20 protein-coding genes are annotated in these 15,648 nt (G+C 37.7%); 8 read left to right on the forward strand and 12 right to left on the reverse strand.

Annotation, left to right across the window (positions count from 1 at the left end; all coding sequences use genetic code 11):
- Entirely contained in the window at positions 1–603 is a 603-nt protein-coding gene (locus A361_RS14970) for a TetR/AcrR family transcriptional regulator (RefSeq protein WP_019383404.1), read from the reverse strand.
- 162 nt (positions 604–765) lie between these two features.
- Here A361_RS14970 and A361_RS31265 point away from each other — a divergent pair, with 162 nt between their 5' ends.
- The gene (locus A361_RS31265) at positions 766–888 is read left to right on the forward strand and encodes a hypothetical protein (protein WP_019383403.1); all 123 of its coding nucleotides are present in this window, start codon (positions 766–768) and stop codon (positions 886–888) included.
- A gap of 421 nt (positions 889–1,309) precedes the next feature.
- Here A361_RS31265 and A361_RS14975 read toward each other — a convergent pair whose 3' ends face one another.
- Positions 1,310–1,858, reverse strand: a complete 549-nt coding sequence (locus A361_RS14975) for a DUF3231 family protein (RefSeq protein ID WP_019383402.1) — start codon at positions 1,856–1,858, stop codon at positions 1,310–1,312.
- A gap of 387 nt (positions 1,859–2,245) precedes the next feature.
- Between A361_RS14975 and A361_RS30895 the strand changes: the two genes are divergently transcribed.
- The 3 genes from A361_RS30895 to A361_RS14990 all read left to right on the forward strand — a co-directional run bounded on the left by A361_RS30895 (position 2,246) and on the right by A361_RS14990 (position 5,013).
- Positions 2,246–2,524, forward strand: coding sequence for a DUF2383 domain-containing protein (locus A361_RS30895; protein ID WP_019383401.1), 279 nt, complete (start codon positions 2,246–2,248; stop codon positions 2,522–2,524).
- Positions 2,525–3,121: 597 nt separating this feature from the next.
- Complete coding sequence (locus A361_RS14985) at positions 3,122–4,240, forward strand: YibE/F family protein (RefSeq protein ID WP_019383399.1); 1,119 nt, start codon at positions 3,122–3,124, stop codon at positions 4,238–4,240.
- Positions 4,237–5,013: a YibE/F family protein gene (locus A361_RS14990; protein WP_019383398.1), complete on the forward strand. Its 777-nt coding sequence runs from the start codon at positions 4,237–4,239 to the stop codon at positions 5,011–5,013. Before A361_RS14985 ends, A361_RS14990 begins: the two co-directional genes overlap by 4 nt.
- A 70-nt stretch (positions 5,014–5,083) precedes the next feature.
- Here the strand turns inward: A361_RS14990 and A361_RS14995 are convergent, their stop codons facing one another.
- Positions 5,084–6,103 carry a DUF3231 family protein gene (locus tag A361_RS14995; RefSeq protein WP_009334159.1) on the reverse strand — a complete coding sequence of 340 codons (1,020 nt, stop codon included), beginning with the start codon at positions 6,101–6,103 and terminating at the stop codon, positions 5,084–5,086.
- Positions 6,104–6,404: 301 nt separating this feature from the next.
- On the opposite strand from A361_RS14995, the gene A361_RS15000 reads away from it, so the two are divergent.
- Entirely contained in the window at positions 6,405–6,896 is a 492-nt protein-coding gene (locus A361_RS15000; RefSeq protein ID WP_019383397.1) for a CBO0543 family protein, read from the forward strand.
- Positions 6,897–6,958: 62 nt separating this feature from the next.
- Here A361_RS15000 and A361_RS15005 read toward each other — a convergent pair whose 3' ends face one another.
- Genes A361_RS15005 through A361_RS15015 form a run of 3 tightly spaced genes read right to left on the reverse strand, consistent with a single transcriptional unit; the run spans position 6,959 to position 8,513 of the window.
- Positions 6,959–7,747, reverse strand: a complete 789-nt coding sequence (locus tag A361_RS15005; RefSeq protein ID WP_026041845.1) for a DUF817 domain-containing protein — start codon at positions 7,745–7,747, stop codon at positions 6,959–6,961.
- Between the two features lie 58 nt (positions 7,748–7,805).
- Positions 7,806–8,021 carry a helix-turn-helix domain-containing protein gene (locus A361_RS15010; RefSeq protein ID WP_009334156.1) on the reverse strand — a complete coding sequence of 72 codons (216 nt, stop codon included), beginning with the start codon at positions 8,019–8,021 and terminating at the stop codon, positions 7,806–7,808.
- A 9-nt stretch (positions 8,022–8,030) separates the two neighbouring features.
- Positions 8,031–8,513, reverse strand: coding sequence for a DUF2975 domain-containing protein (locus tag A361_RS15015; RefSeq protein ID WP_019383396.1), 483 nt, complete (start codon positions 8,511–8,513; stop codon positions 8,031–8,033).
- Positions 8,514–9,200: 687 nt separating this feature from the next.
- Here A361_RS15015 and A361_RS15020 point away from each other — a divergent pair.
- Entirely contained in the window at positions 9,201–9,527 is a 327-nt protein-coding gene (locus A361_RS15020) for a hypothetical protein (RefSeq protein ID WP_162272005.1), read from the forward strand.
- Positions 9,528–9,956: 429 nt separating this feature from the next.
- Here the strand turns inward: A361_RS15020 and A361_RS15025 are convergent, their stop codons facing one another.
- The 3 genes from A361_RS15025 to A361_RS15035 all read right to left on the reverse strand — a co-directional run bounded on the left by A361_RS15025 (position 9,957) and on the right by A361_RS15035 (position 12,012).
- Complete coding sequence (locus A361_RS15025; RefSeq protein ID WP_019383394.1) at positions 9,957–10,982, reverse strand: DUF3231 family protein; 1,026 nt, start codon at positions 10,980–10,982, stop codon at positions 9,957–9,959.
- 155 nt (positions 10,983–11,137) lie between these two features.
- Positions 11,138–11,338, reverse strand: coding sequence for a M20/M25/M40 family metallo-hydrolase (locus A361_RS15030; RefSeq protein WP_226280733.1), 201 nt, complete (start codon positions 11,336–11,338; stop codon positions 11,138–11,140).
- 119 nt (positions 11,339–11,457) lie between these two features.
- A complete protein-coding gene (locus A361_RS15035) occupies positions 11,458–12,012 on the reverse strand; it encodes a DUF3231 family protein (RefSeq protein WP_009334146.1) in 555 nt (184 codons plus the stop codon).
- 206 nt (positions 12,013–12,218) lie between these two features.
- Here A361_RS15035 and A361_RS15040 point away from each other — a divergent pair, with 206 nt between their 5' ends.
- Positions 12,219–12,797: a CBO0543 family protein gene (locus tag A361_RS15040; protein ID WP_019383393.1), complete on the forward strand. Its 579-nt coding sequence runs from the start codon at positions 12,219–12,221 to the stop codon at positions 12,795–12,797.
- A gap of 82 nt (positions 12,798–12,879) precedes the next feature.
- Here A361_RS15040 and A361_RS15045 read toward each other — a convergent pair whose 3' ends face one another.
- Both A361_RS15045 and A361_RS15050 read right to left on the reverse strand, forming a co-directional pair.
- Positions 12,880–13,560: a lysoplasmalogenase gene (locus tag A361_RS15045; RefSeq protein WP_019383392.1), complete on the reverse strand. Its 681-nt coding sequence runs from the start codon at positions 13,558–13,560 to the stop codon at positions 12,880–12,882.
- Positions 13,561–13,612: 52 nt separating this feature from the next.
- Positions 13,613–14,179 (reverse strand): MOSC domain-containing protein, encoded by a 567-nt coding sequence (locus A361_RS15050; protein WP_019383391.1) that lies wholly within the window; start codon positions 14,177–14,179, stop codon positions 13,613–13,615.
- Positions 14,180–14,403: 224 nt separating this feature from the next.
- Here A361_RS15050 and A361_RS15055 point away from each other — a divergent pair, with 224 nt between their 5' ends.
- Positions 14,404–14,982 carry a hypothetical protein gene (locus A361_RS15055; RefSeq protein WP_019383390.1) on the forward strand — a complete coding sequence of 193 codons (579 nt, stop codon included), beginning with the start codon at positions 14,404–14,406 and terminating at the stop codon, positions 14,980–14,982.
- A 169-nt stretch (positions 14,983–15,151) separates the two neighbouring features.
- Here A361_RS15055 and A361_RS15060 read toward each other — a convergent pair whose 3' ends face one another.
- Positions 15,152–15,646: a CBO0543 family protein gene (locus A361_RS15060; protein WP_009334136.1), complete on the reverse strand. Its 495-nt coding sequence runs from the start codon at positions 15,644–15,646 to the stop codon at positions 15,152–15,154.
- Between the last annotated feature and the right edge of the window lie 2 nt (positions 15,647–15,648).

Here is a 15,648-nt window from a genome sequence, read left to right on the forward strand (position 1 = left end):
TCATTCCTCCCCATTTTTATAAAAACAGCGCTTTAGAATTTCCTTATAACTGTCCCATTCGTTAATCAGCTCGATACCGATATCCTCAAATGACTTGATTTTCGTGATTTGCAGCTCCGCGAAACCAGTCATTGTCCAATTAAGGATATTTATCGCCTGTTCAGGTTCTATATCCTCCCGTAGCTTTGACCAGTCGATGTTTTCGTAGATTCTTTTCATGCCATCTTTTTGAATGTTTGCCAGCAGTTGATTTATATCAGATTTTACTTCCTGAGCATCTTCTTCAAGCAGGGATTTTAAGAAATCAAATACTAGGGGATACTTCTTTTGAATGTTTAATTTAATGAACCCTACCTGGCTGATTCTTTCAAAAATGTCCCTTTCATTCATATCTATTTCAACATAGATTTGTTCAATGATGTTTATTGCATTCTGAATCAAAAAGAAATACAAATCCTTTTTATTGCTGAAATAGTTGAACAATGAGCCTTTGCTTATTTGTGCATCCTTTACTATTTCATTTGTAGATGCCTTCTCAAAGCCGCTCTTTACAAATTCCTTCATGGCTGCATTGATGATTCGTTCCTGTTTTTCGCTTTTCAAGCTGTAAAAAGTAGTATTAATTATATTCCACTCCTTTCACCAAAATGACCAAAGTGGTCATTTTCAACATAACAAAAAATGACCATATTGGTCAATGTTTTTTCATATAATAAATTCTTTATTTAACGTTTTATCTAATGATACAGGGGGGATACATTTTATATGGAGGTGATAGAGGTGACTTTGCTTTTCTATAAAGCAATGGAGGCATTCAAGAAGGACGCAGAAAGGCAGAAACAAGAGATCCAGCAAACTGAAAGCTGCAATTTGAAGAAAAAGAATTAACACATGGCTCAGCAGTCATACTCTGTCATCCTTTAGGGATGATTTTTTTTGAAGTTTGAATCCATAATGAATGTGAATAAATATGACTTGATCCAAATATTCATTGACGCTGCAGGTCAGTAAATCAAATTCTGATATGACTTAAAGAGAATTCAATGGTGCTTTGTCTCAATGCTTCTATTCATTTTGATGTTTTAGACCTTTGTTAACGCTCAGGTATAGTTATAATTTCCACCGATACAGAACGCAGAAAATACCGGAGTATGCAAGGACGAAAGGTAAAACCCCCTTCATTCCGGTTTTTCCTGTGCAATCCTTTAAACACACCATTTTAGTGATGGCATTGTTTTCAGGATGAACCGAAATTACCATCAAATAATGAAAAAAACCGCAGTCCTTTTATTTATGGGATGCTCATATATCAGTTCCTAGGAGACCCTGGCGGATAATAGTAAGGAGGAACCTTAATCCAGCTTCTTTTCCTCATTAAATCCTTTAATGAGGCACCAAATTTCATTTTCTCCAGCATGCAGTGGGTAAACAGCGAACTTACATCATTTCTTATAGACTGAGCGGCTGCTGTCGAACAATGAACAATGGCAGCCACAGTTTTAATGCTTAAGCCGTTCATAATTTCATCATCCGTCAGTTTGGTTCCCAAAGGAACTGAATTAGGCTCTGAATCCGGTCGTTCTTCACTCGTTGGAGGCAAATGGATCCCTTCTTTTTTCATAAAGTCTTTAAATCTCTGTCCTTGAACATCACATTGCTTCAAGCTTTCTTTCAGGATTTTGACCACATCATTATCTGTTGTCGTATTCAAGCCTGTCTGAATATATACACTTGCTTCATCCATGATTGTGAGGTAAAGCCAGCAGCTCATGACTTCCCCTACGTGAAGAGGGCTTTTTGGTTCATAATCTAAATTTACCTGTAAATAATCTTTTATTGTTTCGATTATAGTAGTCATTATGTACCTCCAATTGAGTAATATCAGCTTGAAGATAAGCCTCTTAAAGCCATGGTTTAGGTAGTGTATTATTGTTTGACTCAACCATTTTTTAGTATTTTCACTTATTTAAGATCAGCTAGCCTTTTAACAGCACGGAGGATCCACGCTGTTACATTTACTGAAGGCAACGAAACTCGATGATTGCAGGAAGAGATGTTGATTACGAGGATAATTTGCCCTGGATTATTAGGGTTTATGCTGAAGTCTGGTTTAAATCTTGAATAGTTGCTTATGCATTGTTACCAATCTCCATAAAAGCTCGGGTTTCCAAAAGTTGCATGAAACTATTTTTTTCCGTTTAAACTACAATCAGCTGAGCCTATAAAATAAAAGGGATTGATTTTGATGGAAGAACAGAAAGTTACAAAACCCTTAAATAAGTTACTGCAGGGTCAATATATGGGAATACATTCTTATGAAGAATTTATTAAAAACCTTGATGACGCTTCCCCGCTTCGCTCTAGATTCATTATGATCCAAAAGGATCTAAAGCATCATGCAGAGCTGCTATCAGAACGAATTCAGGAGCTGCACGGAACACCGGCTACCAGCGAAGGAGTTATTGGCAAAATTGAACAATTCATCAGATATTCGATCACCCACAAGGTGAAAAAGATATCTTAAAGCATGCCATTAAAGGAGAAAATCTTTACGGAATTAAAATGACGGAGAATTTAGTCCGGGATAAGCTGGATGAAAAAAGCATGAGTCTTGTTCACCAAATATTAGATAATCAAAGAGAGCATGTGGATTATTTAAAATCTGAATTGCACTGATGCATGATATAGAATAAGCACGATGCAAGTTGTAGATGAAACAATTTTTCATGTCTTGCTGCAAACCCTTCAACTGTTCGCGTTTTTACCTGTCGTCATGTTAAAATCACCTCCTTTGCAGTTCTCATATTAGTTAAATTGTTTGATCTATGGATCTCACTGACCAGTGATCCCTTGATATTCCTCATAATTTTGTAATTAAAAATGCCTGCCAAGTGTTAAACCTGGCAGGCATTTCTCTTTGACCTTATCTGCAGCCATTGATGCTTACAGACCAAAACAATTAGACATTGCACACACACTTTGATAAGCTTGACTATCTGAAAAAATTACTGTTATTCTATTTTCGTTGAAGCAGGCAGCTGCATGGCATCATTATGGATTTTCAGCGGGAAAACCGCTCATTTATACTAAAATTTGTCTTTATTTCCTCTGGAGGTTAATTTTGAAAAACATCCCACTCAAAAAATTCTATTTATATATCATATTGGCATTTTGCATTGCTGCCTCCGTTCTATTTGTTCAAAACAATGACTCATTCTATGAACGATCCATCGCTGAAGTTAAAGCGGTTAAAACTCATCAAGCTGAAGAAGTAACGGATATTTACGATAATGAAGACCGCATTTATGAACAGCAGATAGTGGCAGAAATAACGAATGGCGAAGAAAAAGGACAGCAAATCCACTTATCAAATCAGTTTTCTAAATCCCAAGCATACGATTATGAAATTCAGACAGGACAAAAGTTATTTGTGTCCATAAAGGAAAAAAAAGCAGGTGCTGCAGAACTAAGCGGAGATATCCTAGATCTGAAGCGCGACCATTACATAATCTTGACAGGATGGATCTTTATCCTGATACTGCTCTTTGTCGGAAAAAAACAAGGTCTCTTTTCCATATTCAGCCTGGCAGTTAATGCCGTGCTGCTTTCCTATGCATTGGATGTATATCTGAAAAATCCGGAAATAAGCCTGCTGCTGATCTGCAGTGTGGCAGTCATTTTATTTACCGTTACCTCCCTTCTGCTCGTAAATGGCTTCAACGAAAAAACATATGCTGCGATTATTGCAACGCTAGCGGCTACATTCTTATCATTATTGGTCACTTATCTGGTCATATGGTTAACTGGCGGGAAGGGGCTAAGATACGAAGAGCTCCAGTTTATAACCAGGCCCTATCAGATGGTTTTCTTAGCCGGTTTATTTATCGGCTCGTTGGGGGCGGTTATGGATGTAGCCATTACCATGTCATCTTCACTGTTTAGCTTGTATGAAAAAAATAACAGCATTCCAGTGCAGGCTCTTAAACGCTCTGGAATGGAAGTAGGCAAAGACATTATGGGCACCATGACGAATATCTTGTTTTTCGCCTATATCAGCGGCTCCATTCCGATGCTTATTCTGTATATAAAAAATGACTCCCCGCTCGGATTCAGCCTATCCATGAACCTTTCACTGGAATTAGCCCGGGCACTTGCCGGAGGAATTGGGATTGTAATCACGATTCCGATTGGGTTGTATACGACGATATACTTCATTAATAGAAAGAGGGCCCAAAGATGAACGCCATCCTATTGCTGTCAGCCATATTATTTATTCTGATGACCCTTATCGGCGGAAAAAAAGGAGCAAGATCATTTTTTGCGATCTTCCTCAATTTCGGTGTGATTATTTTCGTCCTCTTCTTTATGAACGATCCAAACATCAATTCAATTATCGTTACATTATTCGCATGTGCACTAATTGGCTGTATCAATCTATTTTTTATAAATGAAGTGAACATTAAGACGATAACCGCATTTCTGTCTTCGATCATTACTACAGTAGTTCTCATTGTGTTCATTGTCATCATTGCAGATAAGGCAAATATTCAGGGATTTGGTGAAGAGGAAATAGAAGAGTTGAGCATATTTTCCCTTTATATTGGGGTTGATTTTGTTAAAGTGGCTGCATCTGTCATCATCATGAGTACAATCGGCGCCATAACAGATGCTGCCATGGCCATCTCTTCGCCAATGAGGGAAATTCATTATCATCATCCGGACATTAGCAGAAAAGACTTGTTCCAAGCTGGCATCAGCATCGGTAAGGATATTCTCGGAACAAGCACCAACACATTATTTTTCGCCTTCTTTGGCGGATATTTAGCACTTCTGATATGGTTTAAAGACCTATCCTATTCACCAGGTGAAATTATCAATTCAAAGATTTTCAGCGGTGAGATGATTACGGTCTTCTGTGCAGGAATTGGTGTTACGATGGTCATTCCTGTCACGTCGTGGATTACTGCAATGTATTTAGTGAAAAGAGGAAATACATCCGATAGCACTGAATAGCTTTGAAACACTACTGCAGCCCTTTTAAAAGGCTGCAGTAATGGTTAATACTTATTTCTATTGCTTATACCTATTGCTTTTTATGTATCAGCATCTTCCTATTAGTTACAAGCGGAGGCTGCTCCAGCCATTTTTCCTTTACCACGATATCAAAGGTATCCTTTGCATAAAGCATGACTTCTGCAATAATTTTACTGTATTGAGATGTTAGATCAGTTCTCATGGACACTGACATGGCATGTGAAATTAAACTAATGTCTACGGAATTTAAAACATTGATCATTGAAAAAATAAGTTTGTCTGAAAAAGGTGCCACCATGGATTCTGTTACTTCCATTCCGACGGTCACGGTTCCAAGTAGCTCTTCTTCCATTAATAAGTTATTGAAAAAGGATATCTGTTTTTCGCTGAGCGTTTTTCCTTTCAAAATATGTTTTTTCAGTTCTTTGTCTTTTACTACTTGAGCAAACGCAAGCATGATGAGAACTGAAAAATAATTCCGCTCGATGTTAAAAAATATTTCCGATAATTCTATTGCATTCAAGGGACGTTTTGCACCTATAATTCCCGACAGAAATGAATCCTTTTGAACAAATTCAATTTCTTTGGGATAGTTCATTTTTGGCGGGCGATCATAAATACCCTTACCCAGCATCATCTTGACTGCTTTGCCAAACATTTCTGTAGAGGTATGTATACACTCTGTAAAAAAATCCAGTACATCCAGCCGAACATTATTTGAAGCAGTATAGCTGAAATTAATCATTCCCAATCGATTCATCATATAAATATAGCTCAGGGTGAACACATCATTGAATAATGGAGGGGCTGACAAATTGACATCCCCTTCGGAAAAGGCAGCCGGTACCGGAAAATTTTCTGAGAGAAAAATTTTTTTGATCTTATCTATTCTTCCTTGCGAAATTTGCAATGACTCTTTTGCTAATGGAATGATTTCCTCATCTTGAAGGTGGTGTAAAAAATACTGGAGAAAACAGGAACCCATGCTTTCTTGTAAATAAACCCCCCAAAGGCCTCCAATTTCTGTGCAAGTCAGTTCAATATTTACCTTCTTATTCCCGTATTCCACAAATGAACCCCCCACCATGTTTTAGTAGGTTTATTATTCCAAAAAGATTAACAAAAAAATCTATCTTTTCATGAAGTAATATATTCCATAGTTAAACAAAAGCAATCCCTTTGCATGAAAAAACAAGCTGCTAATTTGCAGCTTGTTCTTTAGTTACTAAGATGAAAATCCCTTGAATGATAAACTTCAGATCTTAACTTAATTTACAAAAAGTCTTTTTAGGATAATTTCCCCATTTTACATTTATTGGTATTTAATTTTGGATATCGTCAATACTAATATGAGAAAATGAGGTGAACTTATGCACTGCATCCTTGTTATCCTGGTCATTATCTTTGCTTATTTTAAAGGTGACTGGCACAATTGGGAAAGATATTATCCTTCCATGCTATACATTTCCGTAGCATCCTTCATTTATGAATTTATATCACACAGCCATTTTCACTTATGGGAACTTGAAAAAGGCCTTTTAAATCTGATGGGTGTTCATCTATTGCATAACATCCTAATTAACCCTTTAATTGGATTTATGTTCTTATCTAATATCCCCAGCAGCCTAAAAAAGCAAATTTTCTATTATGCAAAATGGATTGTCTTATTTTGGGCGGCTGAATGGCTGGCAAACCGATTTAGTTTTATATCCTACCATAATGGATGGAATATTTGGTGGTCATTTTTATTTGTAATCATTATGTTTCCAATGATTCATTTACACTATGTCCATAAACTTCGTGCATTATTTCTTTCGGTTATTATTGCAGCTATTTATTTATATTTATTTGATTATCTATAAATACACATCGGGATGCCAGCCAAATACATACAACCTTAAAAAAACACATTCTCAGAACCGTTTTAAAGGTGATCAGCAGCTTCCCCTGTGGAATTTTTTCCCTTAACCTGCTTTAACGTCGCCACTATAAGAAAGCTGACGATCACTAATAAAAGCCATGAACTCACCTTCCCCAAATGAACGAGGCTCCATGCGTCGGCCTGATTGGGGTATTCCCAGGCCCCAAAGAATGTTGCGATATTTTCCGCTATCCATATAAAGAAACCGATAAGCACAAAAGAAAGTGCAAGCGGCATACGGTATTGGATTCCTCCTACCTCGTAACTGACCCAGGATCTCCAAAAAACAATCAGAACCATTCCAGACAGCCACCATCGGATATCGATCCAATAATGGTGAGTGAAAAAATTCAAATAAATCGCAGCAGCAAGAGGTACTACTGCCAGGAATGGCGGCCACTTAATCAAGTCAACCTTCAGCCTTCTCCACGCCTGGCAGAGATAACTTGCTACACTGGCATACATGAAACCGCTGTATAAAGGAACTCCAAACACTTTGGTATAGCCATCCTCCGGATAAGCCCATGAGCCCATATGGACCTTAAATAGTTCAAGTGCAAGGCCAATAATATGGAACAAAGTGATAACCTTCAATTCATCCTTCGTTTCAAGCCCCGACCGCACCATGAACCACTGCATCAGGAGACAAATAATCAGCAGCCAGTCATATCTCGGCAGAATGGGCATCGGCAGGAATTTGGTTAAAGCTAAAGAAGCAAAAATAACAACAGGAAATAAGCAGGACAATGCCTGCTCCCAGCCAAAACGAAAGAGCTGTTTCAGTGACCGAATCGAACGTGGCTCCTCTTTCCGAATAGTCAAATGCATCTTTAATCCCCCACCTGTATCATTAATCTTCCTTATCATTGCGGTATTCCAGGATATCACCAGGCTGGCAGTCCAAAGCTTTACAAATGGCCTCCAGAGTTGAAAACCTTATCGCCTTCGCCTTTCCATTTTTCAAAATAGAGAGGTTTGCCATTGTGATTCCTACCCTTTCTGAGAGTTCTGTTACACTCATTTTCCTTTTTGCCAGCATCACATCAACATTTATAATAATAGCCATGTTCTCACCTCAGACCGTTAAATCATTTTCTGATTTTATATCAATTGCCTCTTGCAAAAGCTTTTGCAGAACAGCCGCAAAGACTGCTATAACCATTGAAGCAAAAGGAACCAGCAAGCCAACGAAGATGACACCCGGGGCATCGTCTATTTCTGCAAAAATATAGAAAATCGGCAGTACCAGCACATGTAATCCGGCGATGGTGATGGCACAATATTTAATTTTCTTTAAAGCTGTGACAGATAAATCTGAGAAAGCCTTATTTTTGTCAATATAGCGCAAAAGTTTGAAAGCCTGATACAGCGCAAAGTAAAAAGGAAGCGTCGAAGCATAAAACACGATGTAAACCCAATATTTAAGGAAAGCAAACTTCGGCAGCATTTCACCTGCAACTTTCCCCAGCTCAGGCACCAAAAAAATACATAGAACTAAAATTGGGACTCCTAATAGAAAAACGGCTATTTTTAAGAACAATGTTGTTACTTTTTCCATAAAAAACACCTCACTTCTTATTTTCAGTTTGATTTTAATACAATATTTATCGTTTTGCAATAAATAATTAGTGTTTTTTATTATATTTTTATTGAAATGTAACCTACTCATTGAATCAAACAAATTAAAATAGAGCATTTCTTATTTCAAAATGCTCTATTACCAATATTCTCTGATTGCTCAGCAGGTCCTGAGAAAGAGTAGTCTGCAGATGGAATTTATAATTGATTACGGGTTTGGTTAGGTTCATATTATCCAGCGGCCATTTGTTGCATTGCCAACTTGCTAGATAAATGATGGAATGTTGGTCTACCTTTCTTTTTCAGTTCCCATTAGAAAAGAAGTAACTTTCATTCGTAATGAAAATGATAACAGCATGTTCAGGCACTTAAGTTCCCTGGAATGGAAATGGGAAAAGATTTAGCTTTCATCGAATGATAAAGGTCTAAAAGATTAAAAAACGAAATTTACCGCTTTCTCCCATAAAAATATTAGTTCATTTATTAAAACCGATAGTTCCTGACATTAAATCAAATATCATTCTCACTGCACATACATACAGTTAAGGGCAAATATAGATATTGATATATGAGGGAAAGGAGATGGGATATGAAAGGAGAAAACACGCTGGAATATCCAAGATGAACGATTCATGCAGCGGATTTTTCGGAACTGAATTGGCTATATGTGCTGTTTAATACAATGGAAGAACCAGTCAGGGCAGACCGGGAAGGCGGATTGATTCCTTCACTTGCGAAAGAAATAAAATGGCTTAATGAACATACCATGCAGATCCGTTTGCATGTAACTAATTTTCATTATGGTCAGCAGCTTTCCGCTGCAAATGTCAAATATAGCTTTGATGAGGTGCAAAAATGGGATGCTCCTCCCCCCGGCACTTGGCTGAATCTTCCTGAAGGCACAACCTGCACGATCATTAACAGCAATACCCTTCTGTTTGAATTTCCTCAGGCTGACGGCTATTCATCCATAATGAATCAAATGCAGGTATAACTGTCCATTCAAAATTCTCTTTAAGCTGATTCCCATAAGAAGTCCAGGAAAATCACATAACATGGGAAACCACATAGTCCCAAGAGTGATTTCCAAATCTTTACTTTTGATGGGACCAAGAGCCCTGCTGTTATAAATGCCGCTGATCAGACAAATGGGAGTTACGAGAAGTTTTTTTCTCCTCCTCAGCCTGCCTCTTTAACGCATCCCACATGGCAAAAAAGTATAAACCTGGATAGAGCATCAGCCATTGATAATTAGTCAGAACAATTGCTTCCTGTATTTTTCCGTGAAAGCTTAAACGAATTACTTCATTGAAATTGGAATTGATATGGTCAGTACTACCAAGACAATAAAGAGAGTTCTTTTATAAAGCTTGCCATGCAAAACTTGTGCAAAACGATACTCCATAAAAGACTTTCAATGACTTTATCCTGTTTTATGTCTCTTTGCCAATTCTTCATGATCGGTCGCAATGGGCGGCTGCTCCATCCATTCATTTTTGATTAATAAATTGATGCCATCTTCAGCTAATACTCCCATCTCAGCAATCATTCGCGCGTAGCTCGCTGATAAGTCCCTCCTCTGGCACATGGACAATGCCTCACCATAATATCCTATGGCAGATGAAAGCAGTGCTGCTATATGTGTCATTATCAGTTTGTCAGAAAAGGGTGGAACAGTTGAATCGGTTACTTCTGTTTCAAGAGTTTTCGGTATGTTTAAATTATCTTCTTCCAACATTGATGAGAGGATCTCAAAGTGTTTATGGCAGAGATGTCTGCTTCTTTCCATATATTTTCGTACCTCTTTTGATTGAGCCACTTGACTAAAGCCCAGTTCCAGAACAATTTTCGCCATTGTCTTTTGCATATTCATATATGTACCGCTAATTTCAACTGCGCTAATTGGTCTGCGTTTTCCAAGCCACCCTGTTAAATATTTTTTCTCTTCCAAAAAGTCAACAGACTGATGATTATTAAAAACCGGCGGCTTACTCAGAATCCCTTTGTTCAGCAAGACATTAGATGCCCGATCGACCAGTTTAAGAGTTTCCCCTATCACTTGCATCATGTATTGCCTCTGGTCTTCGCGAATGGCGTTTCCCATTGCACCGGCATATCTTGTTAGCCCATGAATGGACATGATATGAATATAAATGATCATAAATGTATCGGTAAACAATGGCGGAGCTTCCAGATTGACATCTTCATCCGTAAATCCAATAGGTATTGGATATTTTTCTTCTGTCAGAAATACCTTTACTTTTTGGAGATGCCGTTCAGATAAATCAAGTGCATAGATAAGGACATCCTTGATGTTTTCATCCTTGACATGATGAACAAAATAACGCAGTATGCAGCGAGATAAGCTGTCATTCATATATTGTGACCAGAGGGTAGCTAATTCAGGTGCCGTAATTTTTGTATGGTGATTAAATGAATCCTTGTCCATTTTGATTGCCTCCCGTTATTTTCTTGGATTAGTGTTACCTTTTGTCAGCTATTTATTTAAAATAATGAAGATCAAGAAAATAAAAGGAGACCATTTCTAATAAAAATGATCTCCTTTTTGTTTAATATGAAATCCTGGCCAGGAGGTTAACATTGTTATCCAAGCTTGCTCAGCCTCTCGATCGTACTTGCCAGTAAAGCCGTTCGCTTCGGGAACGTTTTTAAATCGATATACTCATCTGTTTCACTGTGGGAAAATTCTCCGAGCGGTCCCATGCCGTCCACAGTTGGGACGCCTTCAGTGGATGTATACGCTGCATCCGAACCTCCACCTTTCCTCTCGCCGTTAATTTTCACTACCGGCTTAAAAAACTCCCTAATAAGCACTCATTTCCCAAACTGCTCAGGAAGAATACTATTTAAACACCTCCTCCGAAAAATGAAAAACCCAACTCAAACCCCTTGAGTTGGGTTTTTTACCTTTGTGGAGAACCTGGAGTATAGTAATATGGCGGCACTTTAAGCCATCCTCTTTTCCTCATCAATGTTTTTACAGTTGCCCCTATTGCTGTCCATTCTAAAAAGAATTCAGTCCACATGAGGCCTAAATCATTACGGATAGCGTCTGCCTGTCCTTTTGCGCATGCTTGTGAACATGTAACTAATTTAAAGGCGACGCCATTTGCAATTTCATCATCCGTTAACTTAACACCTAAGGGAACATCTTTCGGGTTTGAATTTGGCTTTGAAGAAGTTACATCAGGTAAAGGAATTCCTTCGTTTTTCATAAAATTGCCTACCCTTTTCACCTGTGCTTCACATACCTTTACTATATCTGTCAGCATTTCCCGTACTTCATCATCAGCAGTTGTGTTTAATCCCATTTCTTCGTACCGGATAAATTCTTCAACTAAAGTTACATACTTCCATAGGTCTCCAACTTCAATCACATGTAAGAGAGATTTAGGTTCATTTGTATTATCAAATGAAATTCTGAGCATATTAAAAATTGCTTCTAACGCGTTAGGCATCTTTTTACCTCCTCATTATATATGTTGTGTAGAGGCGGAAAGAAAATACAAGGATTTACATGCACTTGTTATATATTAAGCGAAACTCTCCCTATTTACAGCAAACAGAGGGATCTATAGATGCAATTTGTAACTCCTGATTCTTAAAAGAGTGGCATAATTGATTTACCATTTGAAAATAATTAGAAAAAGATAGGGTGAATTATATGGCGTTTGAAGAGGGACTGGCAAAATCTGAAAAAGCATATGAACAGTTTACGGAGATAAGCGCGGCATTCGCGGATATCGTTAAGAACGATTTTATTACAACATGGCAATGGTGGTTTGGACTTGCTTTGTTTATCATTCCCTGGCTGGTGTGGTTTAAGTACAGGAAAAAAGACAGCACCGGGCGTCTTCTCTTAGCTGGTTTATTAATTATTATTTTATCTCTTACAATAGATCTGGCAGCATTATCCTTGGGGTTATGGTCCTATCCTATGATCATTATTCCTCTGGCACCATTTCTATTTTTGCCGTACCACTTTTCTTTAGCACCGGTAGGAATAATGTTTGCTCTCCAGATAAAGCCTCAAATGAATAGCTTGTTAAAAGGAATTCTTTTCTCTGCCATTGCAGCTTTTGGAGGGATGAATTTCTTTAACGCCATTGATTTTTATAATCCAAAAAGCTGGTCTACTTTATATGATTTTGTCATTTTCCTCACACTTTACTATGCCGGATATTGGATAACGAGAATGGAGAGTTTACATAGGCTGGATGAGATAAAATCGGAAGGAAAGTAAAATGAAATAAATAAAAGACTTTCTTAATTATCGGAAAGTCTTTTCTGCATCCAAAGTGTACTTTTTATCTCATAAAATCAATTTAGAATGGCCGAATCACTTCCGATTTTGCTGTGATTGTCGCCTCTCTTTTCCCAAATGAAGAAAGGCTGCACGCAATCAGGAATTGGGCAGAGTAGTAAGTTATCATGATGAAAACATCTGAATAAAAAACGCCTGAAACAAACATATTCCAAGACAGAATGGAGTCCGAGATCACAAACAAAAGGCTCCCGGCAATGGCCCATTTGCTGCCGGTCAGGATGGCTGATAAAGCCATTATTGAAATGACCAGCATGTAGGCAATAACCGGCATCATCAGCATCCCATTTCCCTCAGCAGCTATGGATGCAATCAGCTGGCGGCCAATGAGCCAGGAATATAAACCAATCGGGATTATGGCAGCCAGCCGCAGCTTAGTGATATCCGCCATTTTCAGGAATCCAGTCAAATAGAAAAGATGGCCAACCAGGAAAGCTCCAAGTCCGGCAACAAATGACACGGCAATGAATCCATCCCCGAGCATGCAGAAAAATAAGCCTATAACGACTAAACGCAATGCCGGCGAAGGACTGGCAGGGAGCTTACGGAATGCATAAATAATAATTAGTGCCATAGGAATCAGCTTTAAGACGACCTTCATTGCCAGGGGCTCTTGAGGAATAATGAAAATATACAAGAAAGCCATCAGTCCTATTAAAATAGGAATCAGCAGATTTTTCAATACTATTCATCTCCCTGTGTACGAATGTAATTTGCCCTTTAATTAACAGGTATTAAACCCGATCTAGCTTTTTAAAAGGCTTTGGCGGTAATTCAACACGGATTTCATCACCTGGCTTCACTTCTCCGCCCTCCAAAACAACTCCCATTATTCCAGCTTTTCTTATTAAGTTTCCTCCTCCATCCTGGTCAATAACAGCCTTTAAAAGACCAGGTTGAAAATGATCGATCTGAGCACAAGGATTCCGTAATCCAGTTACCTGAATAACGGCAGATGTCCCAATAAATAAAACACTGTCAGCAGGCAGTTCAAGAAGATTGATTCCGGCAGTTGTAATATTTTCACCCATTTGGCCAGGTTCAATATGGAAACGGTCTGCTAACTCCTCAAATAACTCACTGTGGATTAAATGAACCTGTCTTAGATTCGGCTGGTCAGGGTTTTGTGCCACTCTTGACCGGTGTTTAATCGTTGAACCAAAATGGGAATCCCCTTCGATCCCAAAACCCTTCACCAGTTTTATGATATTTTGATTTTTTTTACTGAAAGTGTGCTTTTTGCTTATACTTACCGCTTTGACTGTACCCACAAGTGAATATTTCTTAATTTCATCCTTCATTTATCCCACACAGCCTTCCTTTTCTTTAGACTCCTGTTACTTATTATTCCATAAAGAATTTTTTAGTCCTTCCCCCTAGGCCATAATGTTCGACATTGTTTGATTAGCGATAAGTAAAAAATAATGAGTCTTTCCTCAATGTCCTTATAAAATCACACATATTAAAATAAGAAATTAGGAAATATAGAAGTAGATAACACGTATCTAAAAGGGGTTAATTCGCCGTGGAGGAAAACCGGATAAAAGACTTCGATCAGATTGTCAAAATGGGTAAAGAGGGACAAAAAGCTTTAAATGATTACTGGGTGGAATACAGCATTTACAATTCCTTTGAATATTGGTTTATGGTTATGCTTTTTATTGTTCCTTTAATAGTGTTATTTTTCAAAATTGATAAAAGAAAATTATTTTTCATGGGGTTTTATGGTTATAGAATTCATATGCTATTTGGCTATATCGACTTGTATAATAAAAACTCCGGACTGCTGAATTATCCTTTTCCTATGATTCCAGCCGTTCCAGGTATTTCCCTTGACTCCAGTTTCGTTCCTGTCACATTTATGCTTGTTTATCAATGGACATTGAATCATAAAAAAAATTACTATGTTTATACTGTGCTGACTTCTGCCGTTTTAGCCTTTGTTTTTAAGCCTCTTCTTATAGGTCTCGGTCTATTCAAGCTATATGGAAGCACAAACTATCTTTTTCTTTTTATATGTTACCTAATCGTCATTATATTAGCTAAGGTGATTACGGACGTTTTCTTATGGACAGAGCGCAAATTTAACCATCATCATGGATAATTTAAATCATAGTGTTCTTTTATTAATTCCGGTTGTGTATTAATACCAGATGCGTTTCTGAGACTTTGCATGGAGTAAGATTTACATCAGCAATATACATAAAAAATGCTGCCGTAATGGCAGCATGAATTTTATTATGGGATATAGTAAGGCAGTATGCAAAAAAACATTAACCTTCTAACTTAGTTAAGTTCCGATTATTCTTTAATCGATCCAATATCTTAATAAACCCAACAAATCCTCTAATAGTGAATAAGGTAAAATTCACACTGCCAAAGGTATGGAAAATGGACCATTTCCTCCACTTAAATAGTCTGGTGTTTTTCTCAAAATACCATTGGGCGATGCTCATTGGGACACTGAATATCAAACTTTTGAGAAAGATATTTCTTAATTTGTCATTGTAAGAAATCTTAACCCAAATCACACTTAAAAGCGGGAAAAACAAAATATCATAAATTACGTTGGTTTTAAAAATTTTTGAAAAAGGGCGGACCGGATATTCAACTCTTTTCGTTCCAACAACATAGGCATCAACAAGAGTGGCAAGAACGCCTTTCGAGAAAAAGACAACTAAAGTCTCCCTCATTTTTTTCCCTTTAAACAAAAATGGAACTGAAAAAATGCACAATCCGAGAAGAAGGTTCAATAATTTTTTCTCCATTG

The organism is Cytobacillus oceanisediminis 2691 (assembly GCF_000294775.2).
GTDB classification, from domain to species: Bacteria; Bacillota; Bacilli; order Bacillales; family Cytobacillaceae; genus Cytobacillus; species Cytobacillus pseudoceanisediminis.